Origin of the sequence: Nocardioides xinjiangensis, assembly GCF_017916385.1 — a bacterium.
GTDB classification, from domain to species: Bacteria; Actinomycetota; Actinomycetes; order Propionibacteriales; family Nocardioidaceae; genus Nocardioides; species Nocardioides xinjiangensis.
This window is the reverse complement of record NZ_JAFMSW010000001.1, coordinates 1,653,246-1,679,806: the sequence shown is the minus strand read 5'-3', so window position 1 is coordinate 1,679,806 and position 26,561 is coordinate 1,653,246. Positions and strand designations below refer to the sequence as shown.

28 protein-coding genes are annotated in these 26,561 nt (G+C 73.3%); 9 read left to right on the top strand and 19 right to left on the bottom strand.

Features of this window, described 5'->3' with window-relative positions; genetic code table 11:
• Positions 1-44 precede the first annotated feature (44 nt).
• The 6 genes from J3P32_RS07975 to J3P32_RS07950 form a co-directional block, all read right to left on the bottom strand.
• On the bottom strand, positions 45-446 hold the full coding sequence (locus tag J3P32_RS07975) for a hypothetical protein (protein WP_210439278.1): 402 nt from the start codon (positions 444-446) through the stop codon (positions 45-47).
• Positions 443-802: a hypothetical protein gene (locus J3P32_RS07970; protein WP_210439277.1), complete on the bottom strand. Its 360-nt coding sequence runs from the start codon at positions 800-802 to the stop codon at positions 443-445. The genes J3P32_RS07975 and J3P32_RS07970 overlap by 4 nt, the downstream gene beginning before the upstream one ends.
• Positions 803-1,362: 560 nt before the next feature.
• On the bottom strand, positions 1,363-3,609 hold the full coding sequence (locus J3P32_RS07965; RefSeq protein WP_210439276.1) for a heavy metal translocating P-type ATPase: 2,247 nt from the start codon (positions 3,607-3,609) through the stop codon (positions 1,363-1,365).
• Positions 3,599-4,600 carry a hypothetical protein gene (locus J3P32_RS07960; RefSeq protein ID WP_210439275.1) on the bottom strand — a complete coding sequence of 334 codons (1,002 nt, stop codon included), beginning with the start codon at positions 4,598-4,600 and terminating at the stop codon, positions 3,599-3,601. The genes J3P32_RS07965 and J3P32_RS07960 overlap by 11 nt, the downstream gene beginning before the upstream one ends.
• A complete protein-coding gene (locus tag J3P32_RS07955; protein ID WP_210439274.1) occupies positions 4,600-4,806 on the bottom strand; it encodes a heavy-metal-associated domain-containing protein in 207 nt (68 codons plus the stop codon). Before J3P32_RS07955 ends, J3P32_RS07960 begins: the two co-directional genes overlap by 1 nt.
• 94 nt (positions 4,807-4,900) lie before the next feature.
• Complete coding sequence (locus tag J3P32_RS07950; protein WP_210439273.1) at positions 4,901-5,203, bottom strand: metal-sensitive transcriptional regulator; 303 nt, start codon at positions 5,201-5,203, stop codon at positions 4,901-4,903.
• Positions 5,204-5,391: 188 nt separating this feature from the next.
• Between J3P32_RS07950 and J3P32_RS07945 the strand changes: the two genes are divergently transcribed.
• Positions 5,392-6,027 (top strand): helix-turn-helix transcriptional regulator, encoded by a 636-nt coding sequence (locus J3P32_RS07945; RefSeq protein ID WP_210439272.1) that lies wholly within the window; start codon positions 5,392-5,394, stop codon positions 6,025-6,027.
• 12 nt (positions 6,028-6,039) lie between these two features.
• Here the strand turns inward: J3P32_RS07945 and J3P32_RS07940 are convergent, their stop codons facing one another.
• The 3 genes from J3P32_RS07940 to J3P32_RS07930 form a co-directional block, all read right to left on the bottom strand.
• Positions 6,040-6,840, bottom strand: coding sequence for a glycerophosphodiester phosphodiesterase family protein (locus tag J3P32_RS07940; protein ID WP_307807795.1), 801 nt, complete (start codon positions 6,838-6,840; stop codon positions 6,040-6,042).
• A 133-nt stretch (positions 6,841-6,973) separates the two neighbouring features.
• Complete coding sequence (locus J3P32_RS07935) at positions 6,974-7,360, bottom strand: tetratricopeptide repeat protein (protein WP_210439271.1); 387 nt, start codon at positions 7,358-7,360, stop codon at positions 6,974-6,976.
• Positions 7,361-7,479: 119 nt separating this feature from the next.
• Positions 7,480-8,235, bottom strand: a complete 756-nt coding sequence (locus tag J3P32_RS07930) for a hypothetical protein (RefSeq protein ID WP_210439270.1) — start codon at positions 8,233-8,235, stop codon at positions 7,480-7,482.
• Between the two features lie 111 nt (positions 8,236-8,346).
• On the opposite strand from J3P32_RS07930, the gene J3P32_RS07925 reads away from it, so the two are divergent.
• From J3P32_RS07925 to J3P32_RS07910, 4 genes are all read left to right on the top strand, one after another.
• Positions 8,347-9,504, top strand: coding sequence for an LLM class flavin-dependent oxidoreductase (locus J3P32_RS07925; RefSeq protein WP_210439269.1), 1,158 nt, complete (start codon positions 8,347-8,349; stop codon positions 9,502-9,504).
• The gene (locus tag J3P32_RS07920) at positions 9,501-10,163 is read left to right on the top strand and encodes an FMN reductase (RefSeq protein ID WP_210439268.1); all 663 of its coding nucleotides are present in this window, start codon (positions 9,501-9,503) and stop codon (positions 10,161-10,163) included. The genes J3P32_RS07925 and J3P32_RS07920 overlap by 4 nt, the downstream gene beginning before the upstream one ends.
• Before the next feature lie 108 nt (positions 10,164-10,271).
• Positions 10,272-10,688: a PRC-barrel domain-containing protein gene (locus J3P32_RS07915; RefSeq protein WP_210439267.1), complete on the top strand. Its 417-nt coding sequence runs from the start codon at positions 10,272-10,274 to the stop codon at positions 10,686-10,688.
• 176 nt (positions 10,689-10,864) lie between these two features.
• A complete protein-coding gene (locus J3P32_RS07910; RefSeq protein WP_210439266.1) occupies positions 10,865-11,290 on the top strand; it encodes a VOC family protein in 426 nt (141 codons plus the stop codon).
• Positions 11,291-11,315: 25 nt separating this feature from the next.
• On the opposite strand, the gene J3P32_RS07905 is transcribed toward J3P32_RS07910, so the two are convergent.
• From J3P32_RS07905 to J3P32_RS07880, 6 genes are all read right to left on the bottom strand, one after another.
• Entirely contained in the window at positions 11,316-12,110 is a 795-nt protein-coding gene (locus J3P32_RS07905) for an alpha/beta hydrolase (RefSeq protein ID WP_210439265.1), read from the bottom strand.
• A gap of 53 nt (positions 12,111-12,163) precedes the next feature.
• Positions 12,164-13,684 carry an SDR family NAD(P)-dependent oxidoreductase gene (locus J3P32_RS07900; RefSeq protein ID WP_210439264.1) on the bottom strand — a complete coding sequence of 507 codons (1,521 nt, stop codon included), beginning with the start codon at positions 13,682-13,684 and terminating at the stop codon, positions 12,164-12,166.
• A 55-nt stretch (positions 13,685-13,739) separates the two neighbouring features.
• On the bottom strand, positions 13,740-14,390 hold the full coding sequence (locus J3P32_RS07895; protein WP_210439263.1) for a response regulator transcription factor: 651 nt from the start codon (positions 14,388-14,390) through the stop codon (positions 13,740-13,742).
• 76 nt (positions 14,391-14,466) lie between these two features.
• Complete coding sequence (locus tag J3P32_RS07890; protein WP_246849974.1) at positions 14,467-15,216, bottom strand: response regulator transcription factor; 750 nt, start codon at positions 15,214-15,216, stop codon at positions 14,467-14,469.
• Between the two features lie 155 nt (positions 15,217-15,371).
• The gene (locus tag J3P32_RS07885; RefSeq protein WP_210439261.1) at positions 15,372-16,205 is read right to left on the bottom strand and encodes a response regulator transcription factor; all 834 of its coding nucleotides are present in this window, start codon (positions 16,203-16,205) and stop codon (positions 15,372-15,374) included.
• Positions 16,206-16,375: 170 nt separating this feature from the next.
• Positions 16,376-17,326, bottom strand: coding sequence for a GNAT family N-acetyltransferase (locus J3P32_RS07880; protein ID WP_210439260.1), 951 nt, complete (start codon positions 17,324-17,326; stop codon positions 16,376-16,378).
• A 105-nt stretch (positions 17,327-17,431) separates the two neighbouring features.
• Here J3P32_RS07880 and J3P32_RS07875 point away from each other — a divergent pair, with 105 nt between their 5' ends.
• Positions 17,432-19,171 carry a DEAD/DEAH box helicase gene (locus J3P32_RS07875; RefSeq protein ID WP_307861621.1) on the top strand — a complete coding sequence of 580 codons (1,740 nt, stop codon included), beginning with the start codon at positions 17,432-17,434 and terminating at the stop codon, positions 19,169-19,171.
• 146 nt (positions 19,172-19,317) lie between these two features.
• Here J3P32_RS07875 and J3P32_RS07870 read toward each other — a convergent pair whose 3' ends face one another.
• Positions 19,318-19,887: a YceI family protein gene (locus J3P32_RS07870; RefSeq protein WP_210439258.1), complete on the bottom strand. Its 570-nt coding sequence runs from the start codon at positions 19,885-19,887 to the stop codon at positions 19,318-19,320.
• A gap of 176 nt (positions 19,888-20,063) precedes the next feature.
• Positions 20,064-20,189 carry a hypothetical protein gene (locus J3P32_RS18165; protein WP_282593973.1) on the bottom strand — a complete coding sequence of 42 codons (126 nt, stop codon included), beginning with the start codon at positions 20,187-20,189 and terminating at the stop codon, positions 20,064-20,066.
• Between the two features lie 247 nt (positions 20,190-20,436).
• Here J3P32_RS18165 and J3P32_RS07865 point away from each other — a divergent pair, with 247 nt between their 5' ends.
• Together J3P32_RS07865 and glmS are read left to right on the top strand one after the other, a co-directional pair.
• Positions 20,437-20,697 carry a hypothetical protein gene (locus tag J3P32_RS07865; RefSeq protein WP_210439257.1) on the top strand — a complete coding sequence of 87 codons (261 nt, stop codon included), beginning with the start codon at positions 20,437-20,439 and terminating at the stop codon, positions 20,695-20,697.
• Between the two features lie 12 nt (positions 20,698-20,709).
• On the top strand, positions 20,710-22,533 hold the full coding sequence (gene glmS, locus J3P32_RS07860) for a glutamine--fructose-6-phosphate transaminase (isomerizing) (RefSeq protein WP_210439256.1): 1,824 nt from the start codon (positions 20,710-20,712) through the stop codon (positions 22,531-22,533).
• A gap of 150 nt (positions 22,534-22,683) precedes the next feature.
• Here glmS and J3P32_RS07855 read toward each other — a convergent pair whose 3' ends face one another.
• Together J3P32_RS07855 and J3P32_RS07850 are read right to left on the bottom strand one after the other, a co-directional pair.
• Positions 22,684-24,255, bottom strand: coding sequence for a glycerol-3-phosphate dehydrogenase/oxidase (locus tag J3P32_RS07855; protein WP_210439255.1), 1,572 nt, complete (start codon positions 24,253-24,255; stop codon positions 22,684-22,686).
• Positions 24,256-24,846, bottom strand: coding sequence for a TetR/AcrR family transcriptional regulator (locus J3P32_RS07850; RefSeq protein ID WP_210439254.1), 591 nt, complete (start codon positions 24,844-24,846; stop codon positions 24,256-24,258).
• A gap of 17 nt (positions 24,847-24,863) precedes the next feature.
• Between J3P32_RS07850 and J3P32_RS07845 the strand changes: the two genes are divergently transcribed.
• A complete protein-coding gene (locus J3P32_RS07845) occupies positions 24,864-26,447 on the top strand; it encodes an FAD-binding oxidoreductase (RefSeq protein ID WP_246849972.1) in 1,584 nt (527 codons plus the stop codon).
• Positions 26,448-26,561: the final 114 nt, after the last annotated feature.

Genomic DNA, 26,561 nt, shown 5'->3' with positions numbered 1-26,561 from the left:
CGGTCTCCGAGAGGAGTGGATCCGGTTCGGCGCCTGGCGCCGCCTCAGGGCCGCGGCCGCGTGTGCCACAGCCAGGCGATGCCGGCGAAGGGGAGCACCAGGGGCAGCCAGCCGTAGCCGGCGCCGTACGCCGACCACACCGTCTGGTCGGGGAAGAGCTCGGGGTCCAGGACCGTGAGCGTGCCGACGGTCAGCACGCCGACGAGCTCGAAGCCCACCGCGGCCCACGCCAGCCGGCGCGGGTCGGGACCGAGCTCGGCGAGGCCGATCGTGGCCGCGACGTACACGAGCCCGGCGACGGCCGAGAGCGCGTACGCCAGGGGCGCCTCGTCGGCCTTGGTGAGCAGCTGGACGAGCGAGCGCGCGGTCGCGGCGAGCGCGAACACGCCGTAGACGGCGACGAGGGCGCGGCCGGCGCCTGTGCGGGTGGAAGGGTTCGTCCTCATGACGGCCAGACCTGCATGACGCGCAGCACGACGAAGGCCTGCGCGAGTCCCGCGACCAGCAGCACCGCGGTCGCGCCGCGGCTCCGCTCGGCCAGCGACCACACGAAGCCGATGGGCAGCAGCACCAGACCGGCCAGCAGGTACCCGAACAGGGTGACGACCGCGCCTCCGGAGAGATCCACGCCGCCCACCTGCACTGCGGCGACCACCAGCAGCACCAGCGTCGCCGCCTCGACCACGCCGGCGAGGCCGAGCAGGCCCCAGTCGGGCGTGCGGTCGAGCACGACGTAGACCAGCACGACCGCCGCGAACAGCAGGGAGCCGACGAGCAGCGCGAGGGGCAGGGGTCCGTCCACGAGGGCCGATTGTCCCAGACGCCTCGCGGCGGGCTGCCCCGCGCCGACCCTCTGCCCGGCGGCGGTGGGAACGCGGCGTGGCGGGCGGTGGGGAGGCAGGTTCCGGGAGCGCGAAACCTGCCTCACGCACCGCTGGAGAGGCGGCGGCGTGGCGGGCGGTGGGTGAGGCAGGTTCCGGGAGCGCGAAACCTGCGTCACGCACCGCCGGGGGAACGCGGCGTGGCGAGCGGTGGGTGAGGCAGGTTCCGGGAGCGCAGAACCTGCGTCACGCACCGCCGGGGGAACGCGGCGTGGCGAGCGGTGGGTGAGGCAGCTTTCGGGAGCGCAGAACCTGCGTCACGCACCGCCGGGGGAACGCGGCGTGGCGAGCGGTGGGTGAGGCAGGTTCCGGGAGCGCAGAACCTGCGTCACGCACCGCCGGAGAGGCGGCGGCGTGGCGGGCGGTGGGTGAGGCAGCTTTCGGGAGCGCGAAACCTGCGTCACGCACCGCTGAAGAAACGCGGCGGGCGAGCGGTGGGTGAGGCAGGTTCCGGAGGTGCAGAACCTGCCTCACGCACCGCTCACGAGACCGAGGAGCGGAACCCACGCAGCCGGAGGCTGTTGGTCACCACGAAGACGCTCGAGAACGCCATCGCCGCACCGGCGAGCATCGGGTTGAGCAGCCCCGCCGCGGCCAGCGGCAGGGCGGCGACGTTGTAGGAGAACGCCCAGAACAGGTTGCCCTTGATCGTCGACAACGTCCTGCGGGCGAGGCGGATCGCGTCGACGGCCACGAGCAGGTCGCCGCGCACGAGCGTGAGGTCGCCGGCCTCGATGGCGACGTCGGTACCGGTGCCCATCGCGAGACCGAGGTCCGCCTGCGCGAGCGCCGCGGCGTCGTTGACGCCGTCGCCGACCATCGCGACGACCTTGCCGGCGGCCTGGAGCCGCTGCACCTCGGCGACCTTGTCGGCGGGCAGCACGTCGGCCACGACCGTCTCGATGCCGACCTGCTCGGCGACGTGGCGGGCCGCCGCCTCGTTGTCGCCGGTGAGCAGGACCGGTTCCAGCCCGAGGTCGCGCAGGCGCGCGACGGCCTCGGCCGACGTCGGCTTCACGGTGTCCCCCACCACCACGACGCCGCGCGCCCGCCCGTCCCAGCCCACCGCGACGGGCGTACGACCGGAGGCCTGGGCCTGCTCGACGGCCGCGCGCAGGTCGTCGTCGAGGTGCTGTGCCCACTCGGCCAGCAATTGCGGGCGACCGACCACGACGGCGTGGCCCTCGACGAGGCCCTGCACGCCGAGCCCCTCGCGGCTGACGAAGTCGTCCACCGGGGGCAGCCGGTCGCCGGTGCCGGCGATGGCCCGGCCGATCGGGTGCTCGGAGGCCTGCTCGAGAGCGGCGGCGAGGCGGCGTACGTCGTCGACGGACTCGCCGTCGGCGGCCACCACGTCGTGGACCGTCATCTCCCCCGTGGTCACGGTGCCCGTCTTGTCGAGCACGACGGTGTCGACTCGGCGGGTGGACTCGAGGACCTCCGGGCCCTTGATGAGGATGCCGAGCTGGGCGCCGCGGCCGGTGCCCACCATGAGCGCGGTGGGCGTGGCCAGGCCGAGCGCACACGGGCAGGCGATGATGAGGACGGCGACAGCCGCGGTGAAGGCGGCCGTCGCGCCGCCGCCCGCCCCGAGCCAGAAGCCGAGGGTCGCGACCGACAGGCCGATCACGATCGGCACGAAGACGCCGGAGATCCGGTCGGCGAGGCGCTGGACCTCCGCCTTGCCGTTCTGCGCGTCCTCCACCAGGCGCGCCATCTGGGCGAGCTGCGTGTCGGCTCCCACGCGGGTCGCGCGGACGACGAGCCGCCCGCCGGCGTTGACGGTGGCGCCGACGACGGCATCGCCCGGACGCACCTCCACGGGCACGGACTCGCCGGTGAGCATCGACGCGTCGACCGCGGAGGTGCCCTCGACCACCTCGCCGTCGGTGGCGACCTTCTCGCCCGGGCGGACGACGAACTCGTCGCCCACGACCAGCTGGTCGACCGGGATGCGGGTCTCTCGACGCTCGCCGGACGAGGTGTCGCGCAGCACCCCGACGTCGCGCGCTCCGAGCTCGAGCAGGGCGCGGAGCGCGGCACCGGCCTGCCGCTTGGAGCGGTGCTCGAGCCAGCGGCCGGCGAGGAGGAACGTCGTCACCCCGGCCGCGGCCTCGAGGTAGATGTTGGCCGCGCCGTCGGTGCGGTCGATCGAGAGCCGGAACGGGTGGGTCATGCCGGGCTCGCCGGCGGTGCCCAGGAACAACGCCCACAGCGACCAGCCGAAGGCGGCCAGTACGCCGAGCGACACGAGCGTGTCCATCGTCGTCGCGCCGTGGCGCAGGTTGGTCCACGCGGCGCGGTGGAAGGGCCACGCGCCCCAGACGACGACCGGCGCGGCGAGGGTGAGCGAGGCCCACTGCCAGGACGTGAACTGCCACGCCGGCACCATCGCCATCGCGACGACCGGGATGCTGAGCGCGGCGCTGACCAGCAGCCGCTGCAGCAGGGGGTCGCGCTCGGGCCCGGTGGTCGCCGTCGCGGCGTCGGGGGCTGCCGGCAGCGCGGCGGCGTACCCCGCCGCCTCGACGGTGCGCAGCAGGTCGTCGGTCGAGACCGTCTGCGGGTAGAAGACCTTCGCCTTCTCGGTGGCGTAGTTGACGCTCGCGGTGACCCCGTCGAGCTTGTTGAGCTTGCGCTCGATCCGGTTGGCGCACGAGGCGCAGGTCATGCCGGTGATGGCGAGCTCGACGTCGCTGAGCTGGGCCGGGGAGGTGTCAGTGGTCATGGTCGTCCTCCTCGTGCTGGCTCGGGTGCTGGCTCGGGTGCTGGGTCGGGTGCTCGGTGGTGGCGTCGCCCCGCGCGGCGCCGGAGGCCACGGTGAACGCGGCCGTCCGGACCGTGCCGCGGTGCCGGAAGTCGAGGAACAGGCGGTACGTCGCGGGCTCGGGGAACCCGGTGGCGAAGTCGATCCCCGGTCCGGGCGCGCCCTCCTCGGGGTGCACGTGCAGGTAGCCGAGGTCGCCGGCACGGATCGCGACGAGGTGTCCGTGGGCGCCCAGGTAGGGCTCGAGGTCCGTGACCGGCTCGCCGTCCAGCTCGATGCGGGTGGTCAGCACCGTGGGCGCGCCGGGAGCGGTGTCGCCGGTGAGGGTGACCGTGTAGGTGCCCTGGTCGGTCCGGAGCGTCGCCGTGCGGTCGTCGACGGGGGAGTCGGCCGGCGCGAACGTCCCGGCCACGGCCACGTCGTCGGCCAGCGTGGTGCCGTCACGGTCCTCGGGGGTGAAGTCGGCCACGACCCGCCACACGCCCGGCGTGAGGCGAACCCGCGCCGACCACGTGCCGGTCGACCGGTCGAGCGTCGGGTGGACGTGCTGGAACCCGGTGAGGTCGCGACGTACGACGATCAGGTGGAGGTTCTTCTCGTGCTCGCGGGTGTAGTCGAGCAGCGGCCGGCCGCTGGACGTCAGCACCCGGAAGTCCAGCCGCTGACGACCGGGGCGCAGGGAGCGGTCCGCGAGGGCGAGGGTGAGGCCGTCCGCCCGGGCGGTGAGCCCCGAAGCCGCGGCGACGCCGGCTGCGTGCACGCCGTGCCCGTCCGCGGCACCGCGACCCGCCGCGTCCGCCTGCTCGTCGTGGGCGGACACGCCGGCCATGCCGCCGTGGGCGGCGACGGGCTCGGTGTCCAGGGGGCCGACGAGCCGGCCCCCGCCCCACGCCACCGCGAAGGCGGCGGCGAGGGCGGTGACGAAGGCGACGACGCGCACGGGGGTGCTCATCAGGCGAGCGTGTAGCCGGCCTCCTCGACGGCGGCCCGGACGGCCGACTCGTCGAGGGGGGCGGTGCTGGTCACGGTGACGGCGCCGGTCTCGACGACGACGTCGACGTCCTCGACGCCGGCGATCTCGAAGATCTCCTCGGTGACCGACGCGGCGCAGTGCTCGCAGGTCATGCCGGTGACGGCGTAGGTCTGGGTCTGGCTCATGGTGGGCTCCTGGTCAGGCGGTGGAATGGGGTCAGGCGGGTCGGGCTGGTCGGACGGTGTGCGGGCGGGAGTGCGCGGTGGGGAGCCTGGCGGCTCAGGACCTCACGAGGCGCGCGATGGCCTCGGACGCCTCCTTGAGCTTCTGCTCCTGCTCAGCGCCTCCCTCGCGGGCGGCGTCGACGAGGCAGTGCGCCATGTGGTCGTCGAGCAGCGAGAGCGCCAGCGCCTGGAGCGCCTTGGTCGCGGCCGAGACCTGGGTCAGGATGTCGATGCAGTACTTCTCCTCCTCGACCATCCGCTGGATGCCGCGGACCTGGCCCTCGATCCGGCGGAGTCGCTTCAGGTGGGCCTGCACCGCGTCGGCGTTGCCCTCGAGGTGACCGTGCTGCTCGCTCATGCCGTCGACTATACCCCTAGGGGGTATCAGTTCCAAACCGGCCAGGCTCACCCGTGGGGGTGTAGTCGCGTGGGGGCCGGTCGACGGCGACGCATGAACCGGGCCGGCGCGGTCTACTGTCCTTGTGACGGCTGGGGGGTCGTCGAGGAGTGGACGGTCCACGCCTCCTGGACGACTGGGGACCCCTCATGGACATCCGTGTCGCGCTGCTGGGCGGCGACGAGCTCGTCAGGCGCGGTCTGGACAGCATGCTCAAAACGCTGGGCGGCTTCGAGCTGGTGTCGGTCAAGGACCGCGCACGCACGCCCGTCGACGTCGCGCTGGTCGAGACCTTCGGAGCGCCCCGGGGTGACACCACGCTGCAGCGCGCGGTCGCCGACCCCTTCATCCGGCACGTGGCGGTCTACACGTGGAACCACCAACCGGGGTTGTCGCACGAGCCGCTCGCGCACGGTGTCGCGGGCTACCTCTCCAAGAGCCTGAACGCCGCCCAGCTCGGGCGGGCCCTGCGGAGCATCCACCTCGGGGAGACGGTCGTGGCGCCGCTGCTGCCGGTCCTGCCGACCAAGGAGCTCCGCTCGACCACGCAGGTCGACCTGCTCACGGTGCGCGAGCGGGAGACGCTCGCCCACATCGCGACCGGGAAGAGCAACGACGAGATCGCCCGGCAGATGCAGATCTCGCTCAACTCGGTGAAGTCCTACATCCGCAACGCCTACCGCAAGACCGGGGTGCAGAGCCGCAGCCAGGCGGTGCTGTGGGCCGTCTCGCACGGCCTCGGCGCCGAGGCGCTCGCCGACCTGTCCGTGGGCGACCCCGCCTGAGGGTCGGGGGCGCTACCGCGGCGCGGGGGCCGCGGGGCGCACGGGCGCGGGCCGGGACCACTCGCCGCGCGCGATCAGCACCTCGCGGAGCACGTCCGGCCGGTCGGTGATGATCCCGTCGACGCCCATGTCGAGGAGTCCGCGCATCGTCGCCGGGTCGTCGACGGTCCAGACGACGACGCGGATGCCGAGCTCGTGGGCTCGCGCGATGACCCGATCCGAGTGGATCGGCAGCCGGCCCAGCCGCATCGGCACGTGCGCGAAGGCGCCGCCCGCCGGCCCGATCCCCGGCGGTCGTACGCCGCCGCGCGAGCAGGCGATGAGCGTCGTCAACGACCGCCAGCCGAGCGCCGTCGTGACGCCCGGCGCGTCGTCCTGGAGGCGGCGCAGCCACCGGCTCCACGCGCCGGCCACGCAGACGCGCTCCGCCCACCCCGGGTGCGCACGCAGGAGCCGCGCCATCGCCCCGATCGAGGCCTCGCTCTTGAGGTCGATCGCGAAGCGCGCGTGCGGGAAGGTCGCCATCGCCTCGACCAGCGTGGGCACCTGGTCGGTCCCGTGCACCCGCAGCCGGCGGAGGTCGGCGAGGTCGAGGTCGGCGACCCGGCCGCGGTGGCCGGTGACGCGCCTGAGCGTCGCGTCGTGGAAGCAGACCACGTGCCCGTCGCGGGTGGTGTGCACGTCGGTCTCGAGGTGGGTGAGGCCGAGGGCGGTGGCGCGCCCGAAGGCTGCCAGGGTGTTCTCGGGGGCGAGCGCCATGCCACCGCGGTGGGCGATGGCCAGCGGTCCAGTGTGGTCGCCGTAGCTGGTCACGTCCCCAGCATGGGCCGCTCGCAGGACGCTGTCGCGCCCGCGAGGCGCCCTGCGGCGAGTGTTCACCCAGCCTTCGCGCGGAGGTCCGGGAGGCGTCGTACGTCAGCTCCCGGACGCGCCGTCGCGGGCGCGCTCAGCTGCGGTAGCCGCCCAGCAGCTCGGCCAGGCGCAGGTGCGGCTGGGCCTCGTCCTTGCGGCCCTGGCGCTGCATCGCCCGGCCCAGGAGCAGGTGGGCGTAGGGCTCGTTGGGGTCGTGCTCGAGCAGCTCGGTCGCGACCCGGATGGTGCCCTCGAGCTGGGCGGAGTGGAACAGCGAGCGCGCCAGCAGCAGGCGTACGTCGGTGAGCTCGTGCACGACCTCACCGTGGTCGTCGAGCAGCTCCGTCAGCAGCACGGCGGCCTCGCGGTAGGCGCGCTCCTCGAAGAGCGTCTGCGCGCGGACCCAGCGGTCGTGGGTGGTGTCCTCGAGCAGGCCCGCGTGCCCGCGCAGCAGGTCCTCGAAGGGGGTGAAGTCGGTCATCGTCGCTCCTCTCGCACGGCCCGGTGGCGGGTCGGTCACATCGATGACATCGATGGTGCCCCGCTCAACGCCCGGGACGCGGGAGGCATTCCTCGGGCGCGGCGCCGCGAGGGTGGGCGTCAACGCGGCAGCTCGTCGCTCCAGTCGTGGCGGAACTTCCTCATGACGACCCGGACCCCACGCAGTGCCAGCCGGTGCACCTTGCGCGCGGCCCTGCGCTCGGCGGTGGAGTCGGCGACCGCGAGCGCTGCGGCGAGCCGGCGATCCGCGGCGGCCGTCGTGGCCGGCGTGACGGTGAAGGTCTTCCTCCGGGCCACCCGGCCGGTGACCGTCGCGGTGAAGGTCGTCCTCGTGTGGGTGAAGGTGTAGGGCTGGTTGCGCCAGGCCTCCGGGACGGCCGCGGAGTCGGGCACGGTGCCGCTCTCCACGTCGCGGAAGACCATCGCGTCCAGCACCCGGTGCCGAGCGTGACGGATCGGCTCGGTGCCACCAGCGCCGGTCTGCGAGCTGTGGCCCTCCATCTCGCCCTGGCTCACGCCGCCCACGACCAGCTCGCCCATCAAGGCCATGTCCGAGCCGTGGCCGGTGAGCTCGTGGCCACCTCGCACCCGGCCGTCGACGCTGAGCAGGTCGCACCGGGTCCCGCTCGCGAAGACGAGTCGCTCGGCGGTGAGGGTGAGCGAGCGGATCTGCCGCACGCGGTGGCTCTTCGCCTGCGTCACCGTGTAGGCGCCGAGGGCGAGGTCGTCGTGGTTGTCGTCCGCACAGGCGGCGGTACGCCAGTCGCCCGGCGCTGCGGCATGCGCCGCTGGGCCCATGGGGGCGAGGGCCGCCAGGGTCGCGAGGGCGGCGATCGAGGCCAGGGAGGAGCGCATGGGACGCGAGCGTAGGTGGGCGCCGACCGCCGTGCAGCCGAACGCGCGGAATACTGGGCACGCCAGGCCCGTTGAAGGTCGTACAATCTTCAACCACCACCGGAGGACATCATGCAGTTCGGCATGTTCAGCGTCGGCGACGTCACCACGGACCCGACCACGGGGCGCACCGCGTCGGAGGCCGAGCGCATCGACCTGATGACGAAGGTCGCGCTCAAGGCCGAGGAGGTCGGGCTGGACGTCTTCGCCACCGGTGAGCACCACAACCCGCCCTTCGTCGTGTCGTCCCCGACCACGCACCTCGGCTACATCGCGGCCAAGACCGAGAAGCTGCTGCTCTCCACCAGCACGACGTTGATCACCACCAACGACCCGGTGAAGATCGCCGAGGACTACGCCTTCCTGCAGCACCTGTCGGGCGGGCGTGTCGACCTCATGATGGGCCGCGGCAACACCGGCCCGGTCTATCCCTGGTTCGGCAAGGACATCCGCGACGGCATCAAGCTCGCGGTCGAGAACTACCACCTGCTGCGCAAGCTGTGGCGTGAGCCCGTCGTCAACTGGCAGGGGCAGTTCCGCACGCCGCTGCAGGGGTACACCTCGACCCCGGCGCCGCTCGACGGCACGCCGCCCTTCGTGTGGCACGGGTCGATCCGCAGCACGGAGATCGCCGAGCAGGCGGCCTACTACGGGGACGGGTTCTTCCACAACCACATCTTCTGGAACAAGGAGCACACCGAGCAGATGGTGCGGCTCTACCGGCGCCGCTTCGAGTTCTACGGCCACGGCGCGGCCGACCAGGCCGTCGTCGGTCTCGGCGGGCAGGTCTTCATGGCCTCGAGCGAGGCGGAGGCCAAGCGCGTCTACCGTCCCTACTTCGACAACGCCCCGGTCTACGGCCACGGCCCCTCGCTGGAGGACTACACGAAGATGACGCCGCTGACCGTCGGCACCCCCGAGCAGGTCATCGAGCGCACCCTCGGCTTCGCCGACTACGTCGGCGACTACCAGCGGCAGCTGTTCCTCGCCGACCACGCCGGCCTGCCCGAGTCGCTGGTGCTGGAGCAGGTCGAGATGCTCGGCACCGAGGTCGTCCCCGTGCTGCGCGCCGAGTTCGAGCGACGCCGCCCGGCGCACGTGCCGAGCGACCCGCCCACCCACGCCTCCCTCGTCGCCGCCGGCGCGGACGCCCCGCACCACCTCGTCGAGCCCGCCCGCGCGCACGTGGAGAAGCTGCAGGCCGAGCAGGCCGCCGAGGCCACCGCATGAGCCGGCGCGTCGTCGTCGTCACGGCGGGACTGACCGTCCCGTCGTCGACCCGGCTGCTCGCCGACCAGCTGGCCGAGGCCGCCTCGGCGCAGGTGACGGCACGGGGTGAGGCCCTGGAGGTGCAGTTCGTGGAGCTGCGCGAGGTCGCCGGTGAGCTCGCGCAGTTCATGGTGACCGGCGGCATCCCCACCCCCCGGCTCACCGAGCTGCGCGAGCAGGTGGCCGCCGCCGACGGCCTGATCGCCGTGACCCCCGTCTTCAACAGCAGCTACAGCGGGCTGTTCAAGATGTTCTTCGACGCCCTCGACAAGGACTCGCTGACCGGTACGCCGGTGCTGGTCGCGGCCACCGCCGGGACGGCCCGCCACTCGCTGGTCCTCGACCACGCGATGCGGCCGCTGTTCGCCTACCTCCGCGCGGTCGTGGTGCCGACCGGCGTCTTCGCCGCCACCGAGGACTTCGGCAGCCACGGCCTGTCCGAGCGGATCGCCCGCGCGGCCTCCGAGCTCGCCGCGCTGGTGGTGGGCCGCGACGGCTACGGCGTCGGCGGCTTCGGCCCCGACCTCGCGGCCCGCCCCCGGCGTACGTCCGGCGCGCAGGTCGAGGCCGAGGTGACGCCGTTCGGCGACCTGCTGCGCGGCCACTCCGGCTCCGACTGACGCAGGCCCGGCTCACGTCCCCCGCGACACCCACCCCGACGCGGGTGGTGGCGGGTGCGGCGGCATGGTTGCGTCGGAGGGACCGCACCGCCGAACCTGGAGGAGACCATGAGCGACATCGTCTGGAGCTACCGCGACAGCGAGTGGGCCGAGGACCGCGACCTGGTGGGCTACGACGTCGAGGGCGAGGACGGCTCGCTCGGCACGGTCGACCAGGCGACCGCCGACACCGACGGCGCGTGGCTCGTCGTCGACACGGGCTTCTGGATCTTCGGCAAGAAGCGGGTGATCCCCGCCGGCACCGTGGTGGGCATGGACCACGAGGGACGCCGCATCATCGTCAACGTCAGCAAGGACCAGGTCAAGGACGCCCCGGACTACGACGAGGGGACCTGGGACGAGACGTCGCGGGGCCTGCACGCCGAGCACTACACGCAGCGCACCGGCCACGAGAACCGCGAGGACCTGCCCGGCGACTCCTGGTCGACGGGCGAGGGCGCCGGCGGGAACGTGGGGGAGCGATGAGCCCCGCGCGCATCCGCCCGCTGGGCGGCGGCATCGGCTGCCTGATGATGATCCTGGTGTCGGTGGTGCTCTCGGTGCTGCTGACGGTGCTGCTGAACATGGGCCGCTGAGCCTTCCGCCGTGCGCCGCCGCTGGCTAGCGTGGTGCTCGTCGTCCGAGCGTGCGAGGAGCGTCCCGTGACCACCAGGCTGAACCCCTACCTGAACTTCCCCGACGGCAGGGCTCGGGAGGCGATCGAGTTCTACCGGTCCGTGCTGGGCGGCGAGCTCGACGTGATGACCTTCGGCGACATGGGCACCGGGGGCCCGTTGGCCGACCAGGTCATGCACGGGCAGCTGGAGACGCCGTCGGGCTTCACGCTGATGTGCGCCGACGCGCCCGCGGAGATGGTGCAGGTGACCTACGGCGACAACGTCTCGGTCAGCCTGTCGGGCGGCCCCGAGGACGCCGACGAGATGCGCGCGTGGTTCGCGGGCCTCTCCGAGGGCGGCGACGTGCGTCAACCGCTCGAGCCGGCGCCCTGGGGCGACGAGTTCGGGATGTTCGTGGACCGGTTCGGCATCAGCTGGATGGTCAACATCGCCGGCGCTCCGGCGGGCTGAGCGGGGAGGCCGAACCGCCCGCCGGTCAGCGCGCGTCGAGCCAGGCGACCGCCTCGTCCCGGACCGGCTCCGGCACCACGTGGCCGCCGTCGAACTCGTGGTACGTCACGTCGTAGCCGGCCTCCTCGAGCGCCGGGACGATGCGGCGGCTGCAGCGATCGATGGGCAGCACCCGGTCCGCGGTGCCGTGCGAGACGAAGAACTCCGGTCGACCGTTCATCGTCCCGGCGGCCTGGAACCCGGGTGAGAACGCGATGACGGAGTCGAAGACGTCACCGTTGCCGATCCCCAGCGACAGGGCGTAGCTCGCGCCGTCCGAGAACCCGCCGATGGTGAAGCCGCGGAGCGGGTAGGCGGCCGCGACCTCGGCCAGCAGCCGGTCCAGGTTGCGGACGTCGGGACCGTAGCCGCCTCCGATGACGTCCCACGTGGTGGAGGTCGACTTCGGGGCGAGCACGAGCAGCCGGTGCGCGTCCGCCGCGCCACGGAGTCGGTCGAGGGCACTGCGCGCGACACCGCCGGCGCCGTGGAGCATCACCACGAGGCGCAGCGGCTCCCGGCCGTCGAGCGCAGGCACGTGGAGCTCCGCGGGCGGCGCCCCGCCGCCCCCCGACATCGCGAACGTCCCCGTTCGTCCTGTGGCGGCTCGGGGCTGCTCCGGCGGCCGGAACGCCAGGCGGCCCCGCCGCACCTCGGCGGTCGACGCGTCCATCGCGGGGCTCCTCTCGTCCACCCCCGGCTCCCGGCCGCAGGCACCGAGCGTGGCGGTCATCGACACCGTCGCGCCGCCGACCAGCACGGACCTGCGACTGAGGCTCACCGCCTGTCGTTACCCAGCCGTGGCCGGGCCATGCCGCGGCGCCGCGCCGGCGCTCACCACGGCGAGGGCTGGTAGTCCTTGACGAAGCAGCCGAACAGGTCGGTGCCCGCCTCGCCGAGCACGATCGGGTCGTAGACGCGGGCCGCCCCGTCGACGAGGTCGAGCGGCGCGTGCCAGCCCTCGGCGGCGATCCGGAGCTTCTCGTGGTGCGGGCGCTCATCGGTGATCCAGCCGATGTCGACCGCCGTCATGAGGATGCGGTCGGTCTCGAACATCTCCCCCGAGCTGGTCCGGGTGAGCATGTTGAGCGCGGCCTTCGCCATGTTGGTGTGGGGGTGCCCGGCGCCCTTGTAGCGGCGGCTGAACTGCCCTTCCATCGCCGAGACGTTGACGACGTACGACCGCCCCGACGCGGCCGCCGACGCGGCTGCGGCCAGGGCCGGGCGCAGCCGGGACACCAGCAGGAACGGTGCGATCGAGTTGCACAGCTGCACCTCGAGCAGCTCCAGCGGGTCGACCTCGCCGACCGTCTGGGTCCACGAGTTGCTGACCTGCACGTCCGGCAGCAGGCCGCCGGCGTCGACGGCGGTGCCGGCGAGGTGGGCGTCGAGGGAGGCGTGGCCGGCCTTCAGCGCCAGCGCGGTGAGCGTCGCGGCGTTGTGGGCGGCACGTGCGTGCTCGCGCGACTCGCCCTCGTGGTGCGCGACGGCGGTGTCGCGCAGGGCCCCGGCGATGGCGGCGGGGTGGGCCTCGGAGACGTGGTCGAAGGTGACCAGCTCGGGCAGCGCGACCCCTACGGGCAGCGGACGGGACTCGCCGTCGACGAGCGGCGCGTAGGCGCCGGGCGTGCGACGCACGGTCTGGCAGGCGTTGTTGACGAGGATGTCCAGCGGTCCGGCGGCCGCGACGTCGTCGGCCAGCGACAGCACCTGCGTGGGGTCGCGGAGGTCGATGCCGACGACCTTGAGCCGGTCGATCCACTCGTGCGAGTCGGGCAGCGCGGAGAAGCGCCGCACCGCGTCCCTGGGGAACCGGGTGGTGATGGTGGTGTGCGCGCCGTCGCGGAGCAGGCGCAGGGCGATGTACATCCCGATCTTCGCCCGCCCACCGGTGAGCAGCGCGCGCCGGCCGGTGAGGTCGGTGCGCTGGTCGCGCTTCGCGTGGCTCATCGCCGCGCACGTGGGGCACAGCCAGTGGTAGAACGCGTCGACCAGCGTGAAGTCCTGCTTGCAGATGTAGCAGCCGCGGGCGGTGATCAGCTCTCCGGCGAAGGCGCCGGTGGTGCCTGGCACCAGCGGGATGCCCGCGGTCTCGTCGTCGATGCGCATCGGGGAGCCGGTCGCGGTGCGCTCGATGATCCGCTGGTCGTGGCGCTGCCGCTCGAGGCGGATCTCGGCGCGACGCTGCTTCTTGAGCTGCTTGTACATCCAGGACGCGGCGCGCTTCACCGTGCGTACGTCGTCGTGGTCCGGCGGCAGCGCGGACACCTGGCGCAGCACGTCGAGCGCGACCGCCAGCTTCTCGGGGTCGACGCCGGCGGGGCTGTCGAGGACGACGGGTTCCGGCTGGGTCACCGGAGCAGGGTACGGGCCGCGACCGCCGCGGTCGCCGGCTCCCCGGCTCCGACGGTCACGCCTCCCGGGCGGGCGAGCCGGTGATCCGGACCCGGTCGGCCCGCATGCCGTGCTCGACGCCCCACAGCACCGCCTTGGAGCGCGAGTCCACGTCGATCTTGCGGTACGCGGAGCGGATGTAGGACTTGATCGAGTTGAGCGAGAGCAGCGTGCGCTCGGCGATCTCCTGGTTGCTCAGTCCCATCGTGATCAGCGACAGCACCTCCGCCTCGCGGGCGGTGAGGCCCTCCTCGCGCCCGGGCCAGTCGCCGCCGACCAGGGAGGAGCGTCCGCGCGACGGTGAGACCACCAGCTGGCCGGCGGAGATCGCGGCGAGCGCGTCGACGAGCCGCGCCGCGGGCAGGCTCTTCGCGAGATAGCCGCGCACCCCCAGGTCGAGGGTCTCCCGGGTCAGCCACGGCTGGAAGTTCCACGTGTACACCGCGACGGTGCGCACCTGAGGGTTCTGGACCAGCTCGCGCACCGCCGAACCGTTGCCCTGACCCATGCCGAAGGTGTCGTAGAGCGCCACGTCGACCGGGTGGGCGACCGGCTTGGACGCGGCCAGCTCGACCACCTCGACCCGGTGGCCGTAGCTGCGGAGCATCGCGTCGAGGCCGCGCACGACGACCTCGTCGTCGTTCACGAGCGCGACCCGGATGACCATGTGTTCAACGTACTGCGGTTCGGCGGCCGTGAACCGTTTTCCGGCGACCGGGCTCACCGGGCCCTGCCGGCCGCGCTCAGGTGCAGCAGGGGTCGTAGCGGAAGCCCACGCCGCGGATCGTGCGGATCCACTGGTTGCCGGCGGCCGCGTGGCGCAGCTTGCGACGCACGTTGGCCAGGTGCACGTCGACGACGTGTGTGCTGTCGGGGACGTAGTCGCTCGCCCACACCGCGCGCATCAGGTCGTCGCGCGCGATGACGACACCCGGTCGGTTGACCAGGTGCGCGAGCAGGTCGAACTCCGTGCGGGTCAGGTCGACCTCCGCACCCTTCACGAGCACCTCGCGAGCGCTCTCGTCGAGGACGAGGTCGTCGCAACCGGGCGGGGGGGTCCACGCCGGCGGCTCAGCCCGCCTCGCCGGAGGGGCGGCGGCGGCCACGGCCACGGCCGGGTCGGTGCCTCGTGGGCGACGGAAGAGCGCCGCCACGCGGGCCTGCAGCTCGCGCATCGAGAACGGCTTGACCAGGTAGTCGTCCGCCCCCACCTCGAGCCCGATGAGCCGGTCGACCTCCGCGGAGCGACCGCTGATCACGATCACGTAGCAGTCGCTCACGGTGCGGATCTGGCGGCAGACCTCGACGCCGTCGATGTCAGGGAGCGTGAGGTCGAGCGTGACGAGGTCGGGAGCAGTGCCGTGCACCAGTGCGAGGGCGTCGGCGCCCGTGGACGCCACGACCGTGTGGAACCCGGCCTGCTGCAGCACCTGGGAGATGGCGTCGCCGAGATCAGGGTCGTCCTCGACGACCACGGCGCTACGTTCGTCCATCATCACCTGTGCTCCCGGTTGAGGAGTCAACCACCTACCCGGTCCCGCCGGGGCCGAAACGCGGAATCCCGGCCGCCGTGCACGAGGCCGGCCCCGCGATCGTAGGCGGCCTCCCCCTGCTCGGCGCCCGGTTCCGCCGTTCGGAGGCGTCGTCCTCAGAAGTCGAGGCCGCGTGCCCAGTCCTCGGAGTCGATCCGGGCGACGAGGTAGGGCCCGCCGCCCGCGCGCCGGTCCTGCTGGCCGCCGTCCTCGCGGTCCATCCGGTAGCCGATGCCGCGGATCGTGTGGATCCAGGTCGCGTCCGAGTGGCGCCGCAGCTTGCCGCGCAGGTTGGCCACGTGCACGTCCACGAGGTGGTGGTCGTGGGTGAGCGCGCTGCTCCAGATCGCCAGCACCATCTCCTCGCGGGTGCAGACGCGCGAGAGGTGCCTGGCGAGGTACTCCAGGACGTCGTACTCGATGCGGGTGAGCTCGACGATCGTGCCGTCGATCTGCACCTCACGGCGAGCCGGGTTGATCACGAGCCCCGCCCCCGCGGAGATCGTGGCCGGCTCGTCCGCCGGCTGCGACGGGCTGGGCACGTGCGGTGCCGGGCGCGCCGGCTCGTCCGCCGGCGCCCCGGAGCGGGGCCGCCGGAACAGCGCTGCGACCCGGGCCCGGAGCTCGCGCGGCGAGAAGGGCTTGAGCACGAAGTCGTCGGCGCCTACCTCCAGGCCGATCAGCTTGTCGACCTCGTCGGAGCGGGCGGAGACGATCACGATGTAGCAGTCGCTCGTCTCGCGGATGCGGCGGCACACCTCGATGCCGTCCATGTGCGGGAGTGTCAGGTCGAGCGTGACCAGGTCGGGCGGATCGGCGGCTGCGACGCCGACCGCCTCCCGTCCGTCCCGTGCCGACGTCACCCGGAAACCCGCCCCCTCGAGGGTCTCCACCAGCGCTGACGAGATGTCCGGATCGTCCTCGACGACCAGAGCATGAAGTTCCTGCACGACAACCCCCACAGAAAAAACGAGACAAGGGCCCCACGCCCCCGCCGTGTCGCCGCCCGAGCGGCGTCGCTTGATGCTAATGCCACAGACGGTCCAGGCCTAGAGGCGTTCTCATGGCTGAACTCCTGTCTAGACCGCGCGAATCGACGGAAACCTTTGTCGTGAACGCGTCAGGGTGCGGTTTCCGCGGAAACCAAGTCGACGGCACGGTTGACCCAGACGCTCTCCGCCACCATGCCGACCTTCTCGTAGAGGCTCAGGGCTCCGGTGCGGGAGTCCGTGCTCAGCTCGGAGGTGGTGGTGCCGTGGGCGCGGGCCGCGGCGAAGGAGTCGACGAGCAGCGCCTGCGCGAGCCCGCGGTTGCGCTGGTCGCGTCGGACCGCGAGCCGGTCGACGTACCCGGTCCGGCCGTCATCGGCCACCAGCACCAGGGAGACGCCGACGACCCGTGCCTCGGGGTCGAGCGCCACGCGCAGGTTCCACGGCTCGAAGCCGGGCCGGCCCAGCGTGGCGGCCTCGAAGTCCTCGAAGGGCTCCCGCTCGCGCACCGACCACTCGAGGAAGGCGTCCTCGAGCACGTCGTGGGCGGCCCGCAGCTCCTCGGGCCGTGCTGTGCGGACGGCGTAGCCCTCGGGCAGCTCCCGGTCCGGGATCGCCGCGCCCTCGGGCAGCCGGAGCACCCAGCTCGTCCACCGCACGCGGTAGCCGAGGGACTCCAGGAGCCGGTCGCCCGGCGAGCCCTGCGGGACGGGCATGCCGAGGACCGGGGAGCCGAGGCTGCGCCCGAGGTCCTGGAGCCAGTACGCCAGCCAGGTGCCGATCCCGCGACCGCGGTGGCTGGGCAGCACCGCGGTGTCAGCGCGGTCGACGCCCATCAGCTCGGCGTACGCCACGAGGGTCTCGCCGTCCCAGACGCCGACCGAGCGGGCGCCGAGGTCGTGGCTCGGCTTGGCCCAGTCGCCGACGATGTCGGCCTCCTCGATGACCACCTCGCCGATGTCCTCCTGCTCCTGCGCGGCGATGAGGAGGTGCACGTCGCGTGCATCAGACGTCCGGAGCGGTCGGGTGGCGAGGCCGGCGGGGAGGGGCGGGCGCGCCCGGCGGGAGGGCTGGTGGGGCATGGGAGGAGTGTGCTGCCTCACGTGCTGCGCTGTCGCGCGCTTATGGGGGCTGCAGCGGCCGTCCGGGGAATGCGTGGTTCCCCCGTGAGGCCCTACCGTTGGAGCGTGAGTGACGACCAGCCCGCAGCACCCGAGCAGACCTTCTCCGACCTCGGACTCTCCGCCGAGGTGCTGAAGGCGCTGGCGGACGTCGGCTACGAGTCGCCCTCCCCGATCCAGGCGCGCACCATCCCGCCGCTGCTGGAGGGCCGCGACGTCGTCGGTCTCGCGCAGACCGGCACCGGCAAGACCGCCGCGTTCGCGCTGCCGATCCTCTCGCGGCTCGACCGGGAGCAGAAGACCCCGCAGGCCCTCGTCCTCGCGCCCACCCGCGAGCTGGCGCTGCAGGTGTCGGAGGCCTTCGAGCGCTACGCCGCCCACCTCCCGGGCGTGCGCGTGCTGCCGATCTACGGCGGCCAGGGCTACGGCGTCCAGCTCTCCGCGCTGCGCCGCGGCGTGCACGTCGTGGTCGGCACCCCCGGCCGCGTCATGGACCACCTCGACAAGGGCACCCTCGACCTGAGCGAGCTGCGCTTCCTCGTCCTCGACGAGGCCGACGAGATGCTCAACATGGGCTTCGCCGAGGACGTCGAGACCATCCTCGCCGACACCCCGGCCGACAAGGACGTGGCGCTGTTCTCCGCGACCATGCCCAAGGCCATCCGCCGCATCGCGGAGAACTACCTGACCGAGCCGGTGGAGATCTCCGTCAAGGGCAAGACCTCGACCGCGGCCAACATCACCCAGCGCTACCTGATCGTGTCCTACCCGCAGAAGGTCGACGCGCTCACCCGCATCCTCGAGGTCGAGAACTTCGAGGCGATGATCGTCTTCGTCCGCACCAAGAACGAGACCGAGACGCTGGCCGAGAAGCTCCGGGCCCGCGGCTTCTCGGCGATGGCGATCAACGGCGACGTCGCCCAGGTGCAGCGCGAGCGCACGGTGAACCAGCTCAAGGCCGGCAAGCTCGACATCCTCGTGGCCACCGACGTCGCCGCGCGTGGGCTCGACGTCGACCGCATCAGCCACGTGGTCAACTACGACATCCCGACCGACACCGAGTCCTACGTCCACCGCATCGGCCGCACGGGCCGCGCCGGGCGCACCGGCGACTCGATCGCCTTCGTCACCCCCCGTGAGCGCCACCTGCTGCGGGCGATCGAGAAGGCCACGCGCCAGCCGCTGACCCAGATGCAGCTGCCGACCGTGGACGACGTCAACGCCACGCGCCTGTCCCGCTTCGACGACCAGATCACCCAGGCGCTGGCCGAGCCCGAGCGGATCGAGTTCTTCCGCGACGTGGTCTCGCACTACGTCAGCGAGTACGGCGTCGCCGAGGTCGACGTGGCCGCCGCCCTCGCCGCCGTGATGCACGGGGAGCAGCCCCTGCTGCTCGAGCCCGAGCCCGAGCCGCGGGGACGCACGTTCGAGGAGCGCGCCAGCCACGGCGGCAAGGCCGACCGGTCGGCCTCCCGAGGCCCGCGCGAGTCGCGCAGCGGCGTGCCCATGGCGACGTACCGCCTCGCGGTCGGCAAGCGGCACAAGGTCGAGCCGCGCCAGATCGTCGGGGCGCTCGCCAACGAGGGCGGCCTGTCGCGCGGGGACTTCGGCTACATCTCGATCAAGCCCGACTTCTCCCTCGTCGAGCTGCCCGCCGACCTGCCCCCGGGCACGCTCGACCGGCTCGCCGGCACCCGGATCTCCGGCAAGCTGATCGAGATCAAGGCCGACGACGGCCCGCCGCGCAGCCGTCCGACCGGTCACCGCAAGGGCGGCGGCTACCAGGGCAAGCGCCCCCGCGACTGAGCCGGCGTCCCGGCAGCGGTGCCCCCGCGGCGACCGCACGTCGGTCCACGCACCGCGTCCACGTCCGAACGCGGAGGAGCCCCGCCGCGACCGGGGGGTCGCAGGCGGGGCTCCTCGAGGACTCCAGGGCCGGGAGGCCCGTGGCGTCAGGCGTTCTGGATCGCCGAGACGTCGAACTCGAGCTTGATCTTGTCCGAGACGAGGACGCCGCCGGTCTCGAGCGCGGCGTTCCAGGTGAGGCCCCACTCCTTGCGGTTGATGGTGGTCTCGCCCTCGAAGCCGACGCGGAGGTTCCCGAAGGGGTCGCGGGCCGAGCCGGTCTGCTCGAACTCGATCGTGACGGGCTTGGTGACGTCCTTGATGGTGAGGTCGCCGGTGATCGTCCACGTGGTGCCGTCGCGCTGCACGTCGGTCGAGGAGAAGGTGATGTTGGGGTAGGTCTCGGCGTCGAAGAAGTCGCCGGACTTGAGGTGGCCGTCGCGGTCGGCGGTGCCGGTCTCGATCGAGGCGACGTCGATGGAGAGCTCGACCTTGGAGGCGCTGGGGTTGGCCTCGTCGACGTGGGCGGTGCCGCTGAACGAGGTGAACTGGCCGCGGACCTTGGTCACCATGGCGTGGCGCGCGACGAAGCCGAGGCGGCTGTGCGTGACGTCGATGGTGTAGTCGCCGGTGGTGTTGTCGATGGCGGTGGTGGGGGCGTCGAAACCGGTGGTCATGAGAGCTCCTGGGTCGGGGTGTTGGTAGAAGATTCAACCACTGGAACGGACCGCGGTCCAGTTTCATTCCCCGACCCGAGGATTTTTCCCGCCGCGCCCGGGCCGGGCGTCGCCGCTGGGCCGAAATGCCGGCGAGCCACGCCCCCGTGGGGCGTGGCTCGTCTCCGGGACCGAGGTCAGGCGGCCTGCGCGGCGACCGCGGTGGCTGTCGACCAGCGTGCCTCCATGCGGGTGCGACCCGACGCATCCGTCACGGCCACCCAGGTGCAGGCCGGGGCTCCGGTCATCGACTGCTTGCTCATGTGACACCTCCCGTTCACCTTCTGTTCACCCAAGGTACCACAGCCCCACCCACGCACCATCGTGATCGCGCGACATCGCGAGCATCCCCCACTCGGCCGGCAGGAGTTGCGGCTGGCGGCACGCGGTGCTCCACCTCGTGCGCAGCAGGGGTGCGGCTCGGTCGAGCACCTGGCGCCACCAAGCCTGTTCTTGCCCGAATTCGGGCAGGAAGTTGCACGACGACGGGCATCGGCTCATGCTCGGGGAGTGCCCGACCCCGCTCTTGTCTCCCACGTCGTCGCCACCACGTCGCTGACGCCGGGAGAGGCGGTCCGGGTGATCGAGGACGTCATCGCCTTCCACGCCCAGCCGGTGGAGGACTACGTCCGGATGCGTCACGCCCACCTCAAGGCGTACGGCGCCAAGAACCCCGAGATCTTCGCCGCCATCGCCGAGGAGCTCGGCAGCCGCGTCGTCGCGCCGCCGGAGCTCTCCGAGCGGCAGCTGCGCCGGATCGTCTACGGATAGGAAGCAGGAACCATGTGCGGAATCGTCGGCTACATCGGGCGCCAGGACGCGGCTCCCGTCGTCCTCGAGGGTCTCACCCGCCTCGAGCACCGCGGGTACGACTCGGCGGGGGTCGCCGTGCTCGGCGGCCGCGGGATCCGGGTCGCCAAGCAGGCCGGCCGGGTGCGCGACCTGACCGCCGCGCTGCCCAGGCGTCTCGCCGGCACGACGGCGGTCGGCCACACCCGGTGGGCCACGCACGGCCCCGCGACCGACGTCAACGCCCACCCGCACACCGACGAGTCGGGACGCGTCGCGGTCGTGCACAACGGCATCATCGACAACTCGGCCGCCCTGCGCGCCGAGCTCACCCGCGCCGGGGTCGAGCTCGCCAGCGACACCGACACCGAGGTGCTCGCGCACCTGGTCGCTCGCAGCGACGCCGACACGCTCGAGGGCAAGGTGCGCGACGCCCTCCGGGCCGTCGTCGGGACGTACGGCCTCGCCGTGCTGCACGCCGACTTCCCCGACCGCATCGTCGTCGCCCGCAACGGCAGCCCGCTGGTCGTGGGGGTGGGCGACAAGGAGATGTACGTCGCCTCGGACCTCGCCGCGATCGTGCGCCACACGACCACGGTCGCGGTGCTCGACGACGGCGAGATGGCCACCGTGACCGCCGCGGGCTTCAGCACGATGCGGCACAGCGACCTCGCCTCGACCGGCAAGACCGCCGCGCAGGTCGACATCGACGCCGCGGCGTACGAGGCGGGGGAGCACGAGTCCTACATGCGCAAGGAGATCCTCGAGCAGCCCACCACGGCGCAGGCGGTGCTCCGAGGTCGGCTCGACGAGCGGTTCGGCACCGCGCACCTCGGCGGCCTGGAGATGGACGCGCGCGACCTGCGGGCGGTGCGCCGGGTCAAGATCCTCGGCTGCGGCTCGGCCTACTACGTCGGCCAGATGGGCGCCGCCCTCGTCGAGGAGCTGGCGCGCATCCCCGCCGACGCCGAGGCCGCCAGCGAGTTCCGCTACCGCGACCCGGTGATCGAGCCGGACACCCTCTACGTCGCGGTCAGCCAGTCCGGGGAGACGATCGACACCCTGCTCGCGGTGCAGGAGGTACGCCGCAAGGGCGGGCGCTGCGTCGGCCTCGTCAACGTCGTCGGCTCCGCGATCGCGCGCGAGTGCGACGGCGGGATCTACCTGCACGCCGGGCCCGAGGTGGCCGTCGCGAGCACCAAGGCCCTGACCAACATGTTCCTCGGCTTCGCGCTGCTGGCGCTGCAGCTCGGCCGGGTGCGCGACCTCTCGATCGCCGACGGCAAGCGGCTCGTCGCCGGCCTGGAGCGGCTGCCGGGCCAGATCGAGGAGGTCCTCGCCGGCGAGGCCGACCTCGTGGACGTCGCCCACGAGCTCGCCGACGCGCGCAGCCTGTTCTTCATCGGCCGCGTGCGGGGCTTCCCGGTGGCCCGGGAGGGCGCGCAGAAGTTCAAGGAGATCAGCTACCGCCACGCCGAGGCCTACCAGACGTCCGAGCTCAAGCACGGTCCGCTCGCCCTCATCGACCCGGAGGTGCCGACGGTCGCGCTAGTGCCCCAGGACGAGCTGACCGAGCGCAACGTCGGGGCCCTGCACGAGATCGCCGCGCGGAGGGGCCCCCTCGTCGTGGTCACCCACGAGGACGTCGACCTCGGTGAGATCGGCGCCCGCCGGATCGTCGTTCCCCGCAACGAGCCCGAGCTCGACCCGATCCTGCTGACGATCCCGCTGCAGCTGCTCGCCTACCACGCGGCGCTGCATCTCGGTCACGACATCGACAAGCCCCGCAACCTCGCCAAGTCGGTCACCGTCGAGTGAGCCCCGGGGCGTCGCTCCGGGCCCGGGATGGACTGGCCGCCCCTTGCCGCATGGGGTCGGCAAGGGGCGCGCCGGAGAGAACCTTCCCACCCGGCTCCCGTCCTGTCCGGGATTCCTCCGAACTCGCCACGGATTCCGGTGTGGCCGGCGTCACGTGCGGTGCAGGCGCGGGTCACGGGCGCCCTGCGGCGCAGCGCGGACCAGCTCCAGCGCCCGCCTGGCGAGCGGCTCCGCGACGACCCGGTCGGCGGCGACCAGCCCGACCCGGGTGCGCCGGTCGAGCAGGTCGCCGACGTCGTGCGCGCCCTCGTCGGTGACGGCGAACACCAGCTCGGCGAGGGTCACCGGCACGTCGTCGGAGGCCGGCGCGAGGAGGTCGTCGTCGGGGAGCCCGGTCACCCCGCGGGCCGTGGACAGCACCAGCTCCGCGTCGGTGCCGAAGCGACGTACGAGCCGGGCGTCGGCGTCGAGGCGCCGCAGCTCGTCGGGGGGCGCTGCGCCGAGGAGCGGCAGCGAGGCGGTGCGGCACGGACCGGCGTCGAGGCGTCCGTCGGCCACGAGCGCGTCGAGCGTGTCCTGGGCCATGCGGCGGTAGGTCGTGAGCTTGCCGCCGACCACCGTGGTGAGGCCGGTGTCGGAGGTGAGGACCGCGTGGCGGCGCGACAGGTCCGACGTCGCCCTGCTGCCGGGCACCTCCAGCAGCGGCCGCAGCCCGGCGTACGCCCCGACGACGTCGGCACGCGTCGGCGGGCTGGCGAAGGCGGACGCCACCACGTCGAGCAGGAAGTCGACCTCGGCCTCGCTGGGCACCGGGACGTCGGGCACCGGTCCGGTCACCGCCTCGTCGGTCAGGCCGACGTAGATCGTGCCGTCCGGCTGCGGCAGCACCATCGCGAAGCGCGCGCTCGTCCGGGGGATCGGCACCATCACGGCGACGCGCGTGTGGGGGAGGGTGGACGCGCGCAGCACCAGGTGGGTGCCGCGGCTCGGACGCAGCCGCACCTCCTCGTCGAGGCCGCCGGCCCACACGCCGGTCGCGTTGACGACCGCCCTGGCGCGCACGTCGTACGCCACCCCGGTGAGCTCGTCGCGCACCGCGACGCGGGTGCCGGTCGCCGCGGTGACGCGGGCGCGGGTGCGCAGGTCGGCCCCGAGGGACGCCGCGGTGCGGGCGACCGTCACGACGAGGCGGGCGTCGTCCTCGAGCTGCCCGTCCCACGCGAGCAGGCCGCCGCGGAGGGCGTCCGCGCGCAGCGACGGGGCGAGGCGCAGGGCCTCGGTCGCGTTGAGCAGGCGCGGCCGGGGGAGCGTGCGCGCGCTCGTGCGGGCCGTGCGCCTGAGCACGTCGCCGGCGTGGAGCCCGGCCCACGTCATCGCGGCGCGGGCCCGGGTCAGGTCGTGGCCGACCGGGGTGAGCATCGGCAGCGGGTGCACGAGGTGCGGAGCGGTGACGTCCATCAGGATGCCGCGCTCGACGGCGCTCTCGTGGGCGATCGCGAGGTGTCCCCGGGCGAGGTAGCGCAAGCCGCCGTGCACGAGCTTGGACGACCACCGCGAGGTCCCGAACGCGAGGTCGTGGGCGTCGAGCGCGAGCACCGTCAGCCCGCGGGCCGCCGCGTCGAGCGCGAGGCCGGCGCCGGTGATGCCGAGGCCGACGACCACCACGTCCACCTCGTCCCGGATCCCGGCGAGCCCCGGGGTGATCGCGCGGCCCGGCGGCATTCAGGGCTCCAGGGTCCGGGTGATGAGCCGGGCGTACTCCGCGTCGAGCTCGGTGAGACCGATCCGGTCGTCGGTCATCGTCATCGCGGAGAACACGAAGCCGTGCCCGGCGAGCGTCAGGGTCCGCGCCAGCAGCACGGGGTCGCCCGGCCGGATCGCGCCGGCGGCCTGCCCGCTCGCGATCTCGGAGGCGAGGATCTCGATCAGCGCCTCCTGCGACCGGCCACGGCGGTGCAGCAGGTAGGGAAGCATCAGGTCGGGGTCGAGCTCGACGATGCGGACGAAGAGCTCGTTGTCGCGCAGCGCTCGCACGGTGCTGAGCGCTGCGGCGGCGATGCCCGCCGGACTCGTCGTGTCGTCCGCCGCGACGCGCGTCGCTGCCGCGACGGCGACCCACTCGCGGGTCATCAGGTCGCCGAGGAGGGAGCCCATGTCGGGCCACGCGCGGTAGATCGTCATCCGGGAGACCCCGGCGCGCCGGGCGACCTCGGTGAGCGTCGTGCGGCGCCACCCGAGGTCGAGGATGCAGTCGCGTGCGGAGTCGAGGTACGCGTCGAGCCGCGGGTCGGCCCTGTGACGAAGTGACGACATATGTCACACTGTAACGCATGAGCACCGTGCCGTTCGCCGTCGAGATGCACCCGCAGCGCTGGGGCGACCCGGCCGCCGCCGTCGGCCTGCCCGCCCCCGCGCTGGAGCTGGTCGACCTGGCGTTCGGGCTGCAGCGGCTCGGCTCACCCGCGCCGGCGACGCCGCCGCCGCCCGCCCTCGGCGCGGAGCTGCTCGAGGAGCTGCGGGCTCTCGTCGGCCGCGAGCACGTGCTGGTCGACGACGCGACGCGCGCCCGGCGCACCCGGGGCAAGTCGACGCCCGACCTGCTGCGCGCCCGCGCGGGCGACCTGTCCGACGCGCCCGACGCCGTCGTCCGGCCCGACGGCCACGGCGAGGTCGAGGCGGTCCTGCGGTGGGCCCACGAGCACCGCGTCGCGGTCGTGCCCTTCGGTGGGGGGACCTCCGTGACGGGCGGGCTGGCCGCGCGCCGCGACGGCTTCGCGGGGCTGGTCAGCCTCGACCTGGCCCGGATGAGGCGCCTGCTCGCCGTCGACGAGGTGTCGATGACCGCGACGCTGGAGCCGGGCCTGCGCGGACCCGAGGCCGAGGCGCTGCTCGGCCGGCACGGCCTCACGCTGGGCCACCACCCGCAGTCCTTCGAGCACGCGACGATCGGTGGCTTCGCCGCCACCCGGTCGAGCGGCCAGTCCAGCGCCGGCTACGGCCGGTTCGACGCGATGGTCGTCGGGCTCACGGCGGCCACGCCGACCGGCTCGCTCGACCTCGGCGCGGCGCCGACCAGCGCCGCCGGCCCGGACCTGCGCCAGCTGCTGCTGGGCTCGGAGGGCGCCTTCGGCGTGATCACCTCCGTCCGGGTGCGCGTCCGTCGCGCGCCGGAGGAGACGGCGTACGAGGGGTGGCGCTGGCCGTCGTTCGGCGCCGGGTCCGAGGCGATGCGCGTGCTGGCCCAGGCGGGACTGCTGCCGACGGTCCTGCGCCTCTCCGACGAGGCCGAGACGGCGATCAACCTCGCCGACCCGTCCTCGATCGGCGGCGCCGAGGACCCCGGCTGCCTGATGGTCGCCGGCTACGAGGGCACCCCCGAGCAGGTGCGCACGAGACGGGCCGCGGTCGCGGCCGCCCTGGAGGGCCTCGGCGGCGCGCCGCTCGGCCCGGAGCCGGGGGAGAGGTGGGCGCAGGGCCGGTTCGCGGCGCCGTACCTGAGGGACGCGCTCCTCGACCACGGCGTGCTCGTAGAGACCCTCGAGACCGCCACCTTCTGGTCCGGCCGCGAGCGGCTGTACGCCGAGGTGAAGCGGGCCTTGACCGCCGCGCTCGGCGAGGGTTCGCTCGTGCTCTGCCACGTCTCGCACGTCTACGAGACCGGGTGCTCGCTCTACTTCACCGTCGCCGCCCGCCAGGGCGAGGACCCCGTCGCGCAGTGGCGGGCCGCGAAGGCGGCAGCGAGCGACGCGATCGTCGCCGCCGGCGCCACCATCACCCACCACCACGCGGTCGGCACCGACCACCTGCCGTGGCTCGCCGCCGAGGTCGGCGAGGTGGGGGTCCGGCTGCTGCGTGCGGTGAAGGCCGAGGTCGACCCGGAGGGGATCCTCAACCCCGGGGTGCTGGTCCCCTAGCCGCTGCTCCCACCCGCACGATCCTCAGCGGGACCCCGGCGGACCCCGGCGGCCACCCGCGGCCCTCCGACGCGGACCCGCCTGCGTCATGCGGACCGGCACGTACAGCTGCGG

What these genes read in the sequence shown, in the direction of transcription:
- J3P32_RS07975 (WP_210439278.1), bottom strand. Translation starts at nt 446, where the DNA reads ATGAGGACGAACCCTTCCACCCGCACAGGCGCCGGCCGCGCCCTCGTC.
- J3P32_RS07965 (WP_210439276.1), bottom strand. Translation starts at nt 3,609, where the DNA reads ATGACCACTGACACCTCCCCGGCCCAGCTCAGCGACGTCGAGCTCGCC.
- J3P32_RS07960 (WP_210439275.1), bottom strand. Translation starts at nt 4,600, where the DNA reads ATGAGCACCCCCGTGCGCGTCGTCGCCTTCGTCACCGCCCTCGCCGCC.
- J3P32_RS07955 (WP_210439274.1), bottom strand. Translation starts at nt 4,806, where the DNA reads ATGAGCCAGACCCAGACCTACGCCGTCACCGGCATGACCTGCGAGCAC.
- J3P32_RS07950 (WP_210439273.1), bottom strand. Translation starts at nt 5,203, where the DNA reads ATGAGCGAGCAGCACGGTCACCTCGAGGGCAACGCCGACGCGGTGCAG.
- J3P32_RS07945 (WP_210439272.1), top strand. Translation starts at nt 5,392, where the DNA reads ATGGACATCCGTGTCGCGCTGCTGGGCGGCGACGAGCTCGTCAGGCGC.
- J3P32_RS07935 (WP_210439271.1), bottom strand. Translation starts at nt 7,360, where the DNA reads ATGACCGACTTCACCCCCTTCGAGGACCTGCTGCGCGGGCACGCGGGC.
- J3P32_RS07930 (WP_210439270.1), bottom strand. Translation starts at nt 8,235, where the DNA reads ATGCGCTCCTCCCTGGCCTCGATCGCCGCCCTCGCGACCCTGGCGGCC.
- J3P32_RS07925 (WP_210439269.1), top strand. Translation starts at nt 8,347, where the DNA reads ATGCAGTTCGGCATGTTCAGCGTCGGCGACGTCACCACGGACCCGACC.
- J3P32_RS07920 (WP_210439268.1), top strand. Translation starts at nt 9,501, where the DNA reads ATGAGCCGGCGCGTCGTCGTCGTCACGGCGGGACTGACCGTCCCGTCG.
- J3P32_RS07915 (WP_210439267.1), top strand. Translation starts at nt 10,272, where the DNA reads ATGAGCGACATCGTCTGGAGCTACCGCGACAGCGAGTGGGCCGAGGAC.
- J3P32_RS07895 (WP_210439263.1), bottom strand. Translation starts at nt 14,390, where the DNA reads ATGGTCATCCGGGTCGCGCTCGTGAACGACGACGAGGTCGTCGTGCGC.
- J3P32_RS07890 (WP_246849974.1), bottom strand. Translation starts at nt 15,216, where the DNA reads ATGGACGAACGTAGCGCCGTGGTCGTCGAGGACGACCCTGATCTCGGC.
- J3P32_RS07880 (WP_210439260.1), bottom strand. Translation starts at nt 17,326, where the DNA reads ATGCCCCACCAGCCCTCCCGCCGGGCGCGCCCGCCCCTCCCCGCCGGC.
- J3P32_RS07870 (WP_210439258.1), bottom strand. Translation starts at nt 19,887, where the DNA reads ATGACCACCGGTTTCGACGCCCCCACCACCGCCATCGACAACACCACC.
- J3P32_RS18165 (WP_282593973.1), bottom strand. Translation starts at nt 20,189, where the DNA reads ATGAGCAAGCAGTCGATGACCGGAGCCCCGGCCTGCACCTGGGTGGCC.
- glmS (WP_210439256.1), top strand. Translation starts at nt 20,710, where the DNA reads ATGTGCGGAATCGTCGGCTACATCGGGCGCCAGGACGCGGCTCCCGTC.
- J3P32_RS07855 (WP_210439255.1), bottom strand. Translation starts at nt 24,255, where the DNA reads ATGCCGCCGGGCCGCGCGATCACCCCGGGGCTCGCCGGGATCCGGGAC.
- J3P32_RS07850 (WP_210439254.1), bottom strand. Translation starts at nt 24,846, where the DNA reads ATGTCGTCACTTCGTCACAGGGCCGACCCGCGGCTCGACGCGTACCTC.
- J3P32_RS07845 (WP_246849972.1), top strand. Translation starts at nt 24,864, where the DNA reads ATGAGCACCGTGCCGTTCGCCGTCGAGATGCACCCGCAGCGCTGGGGC.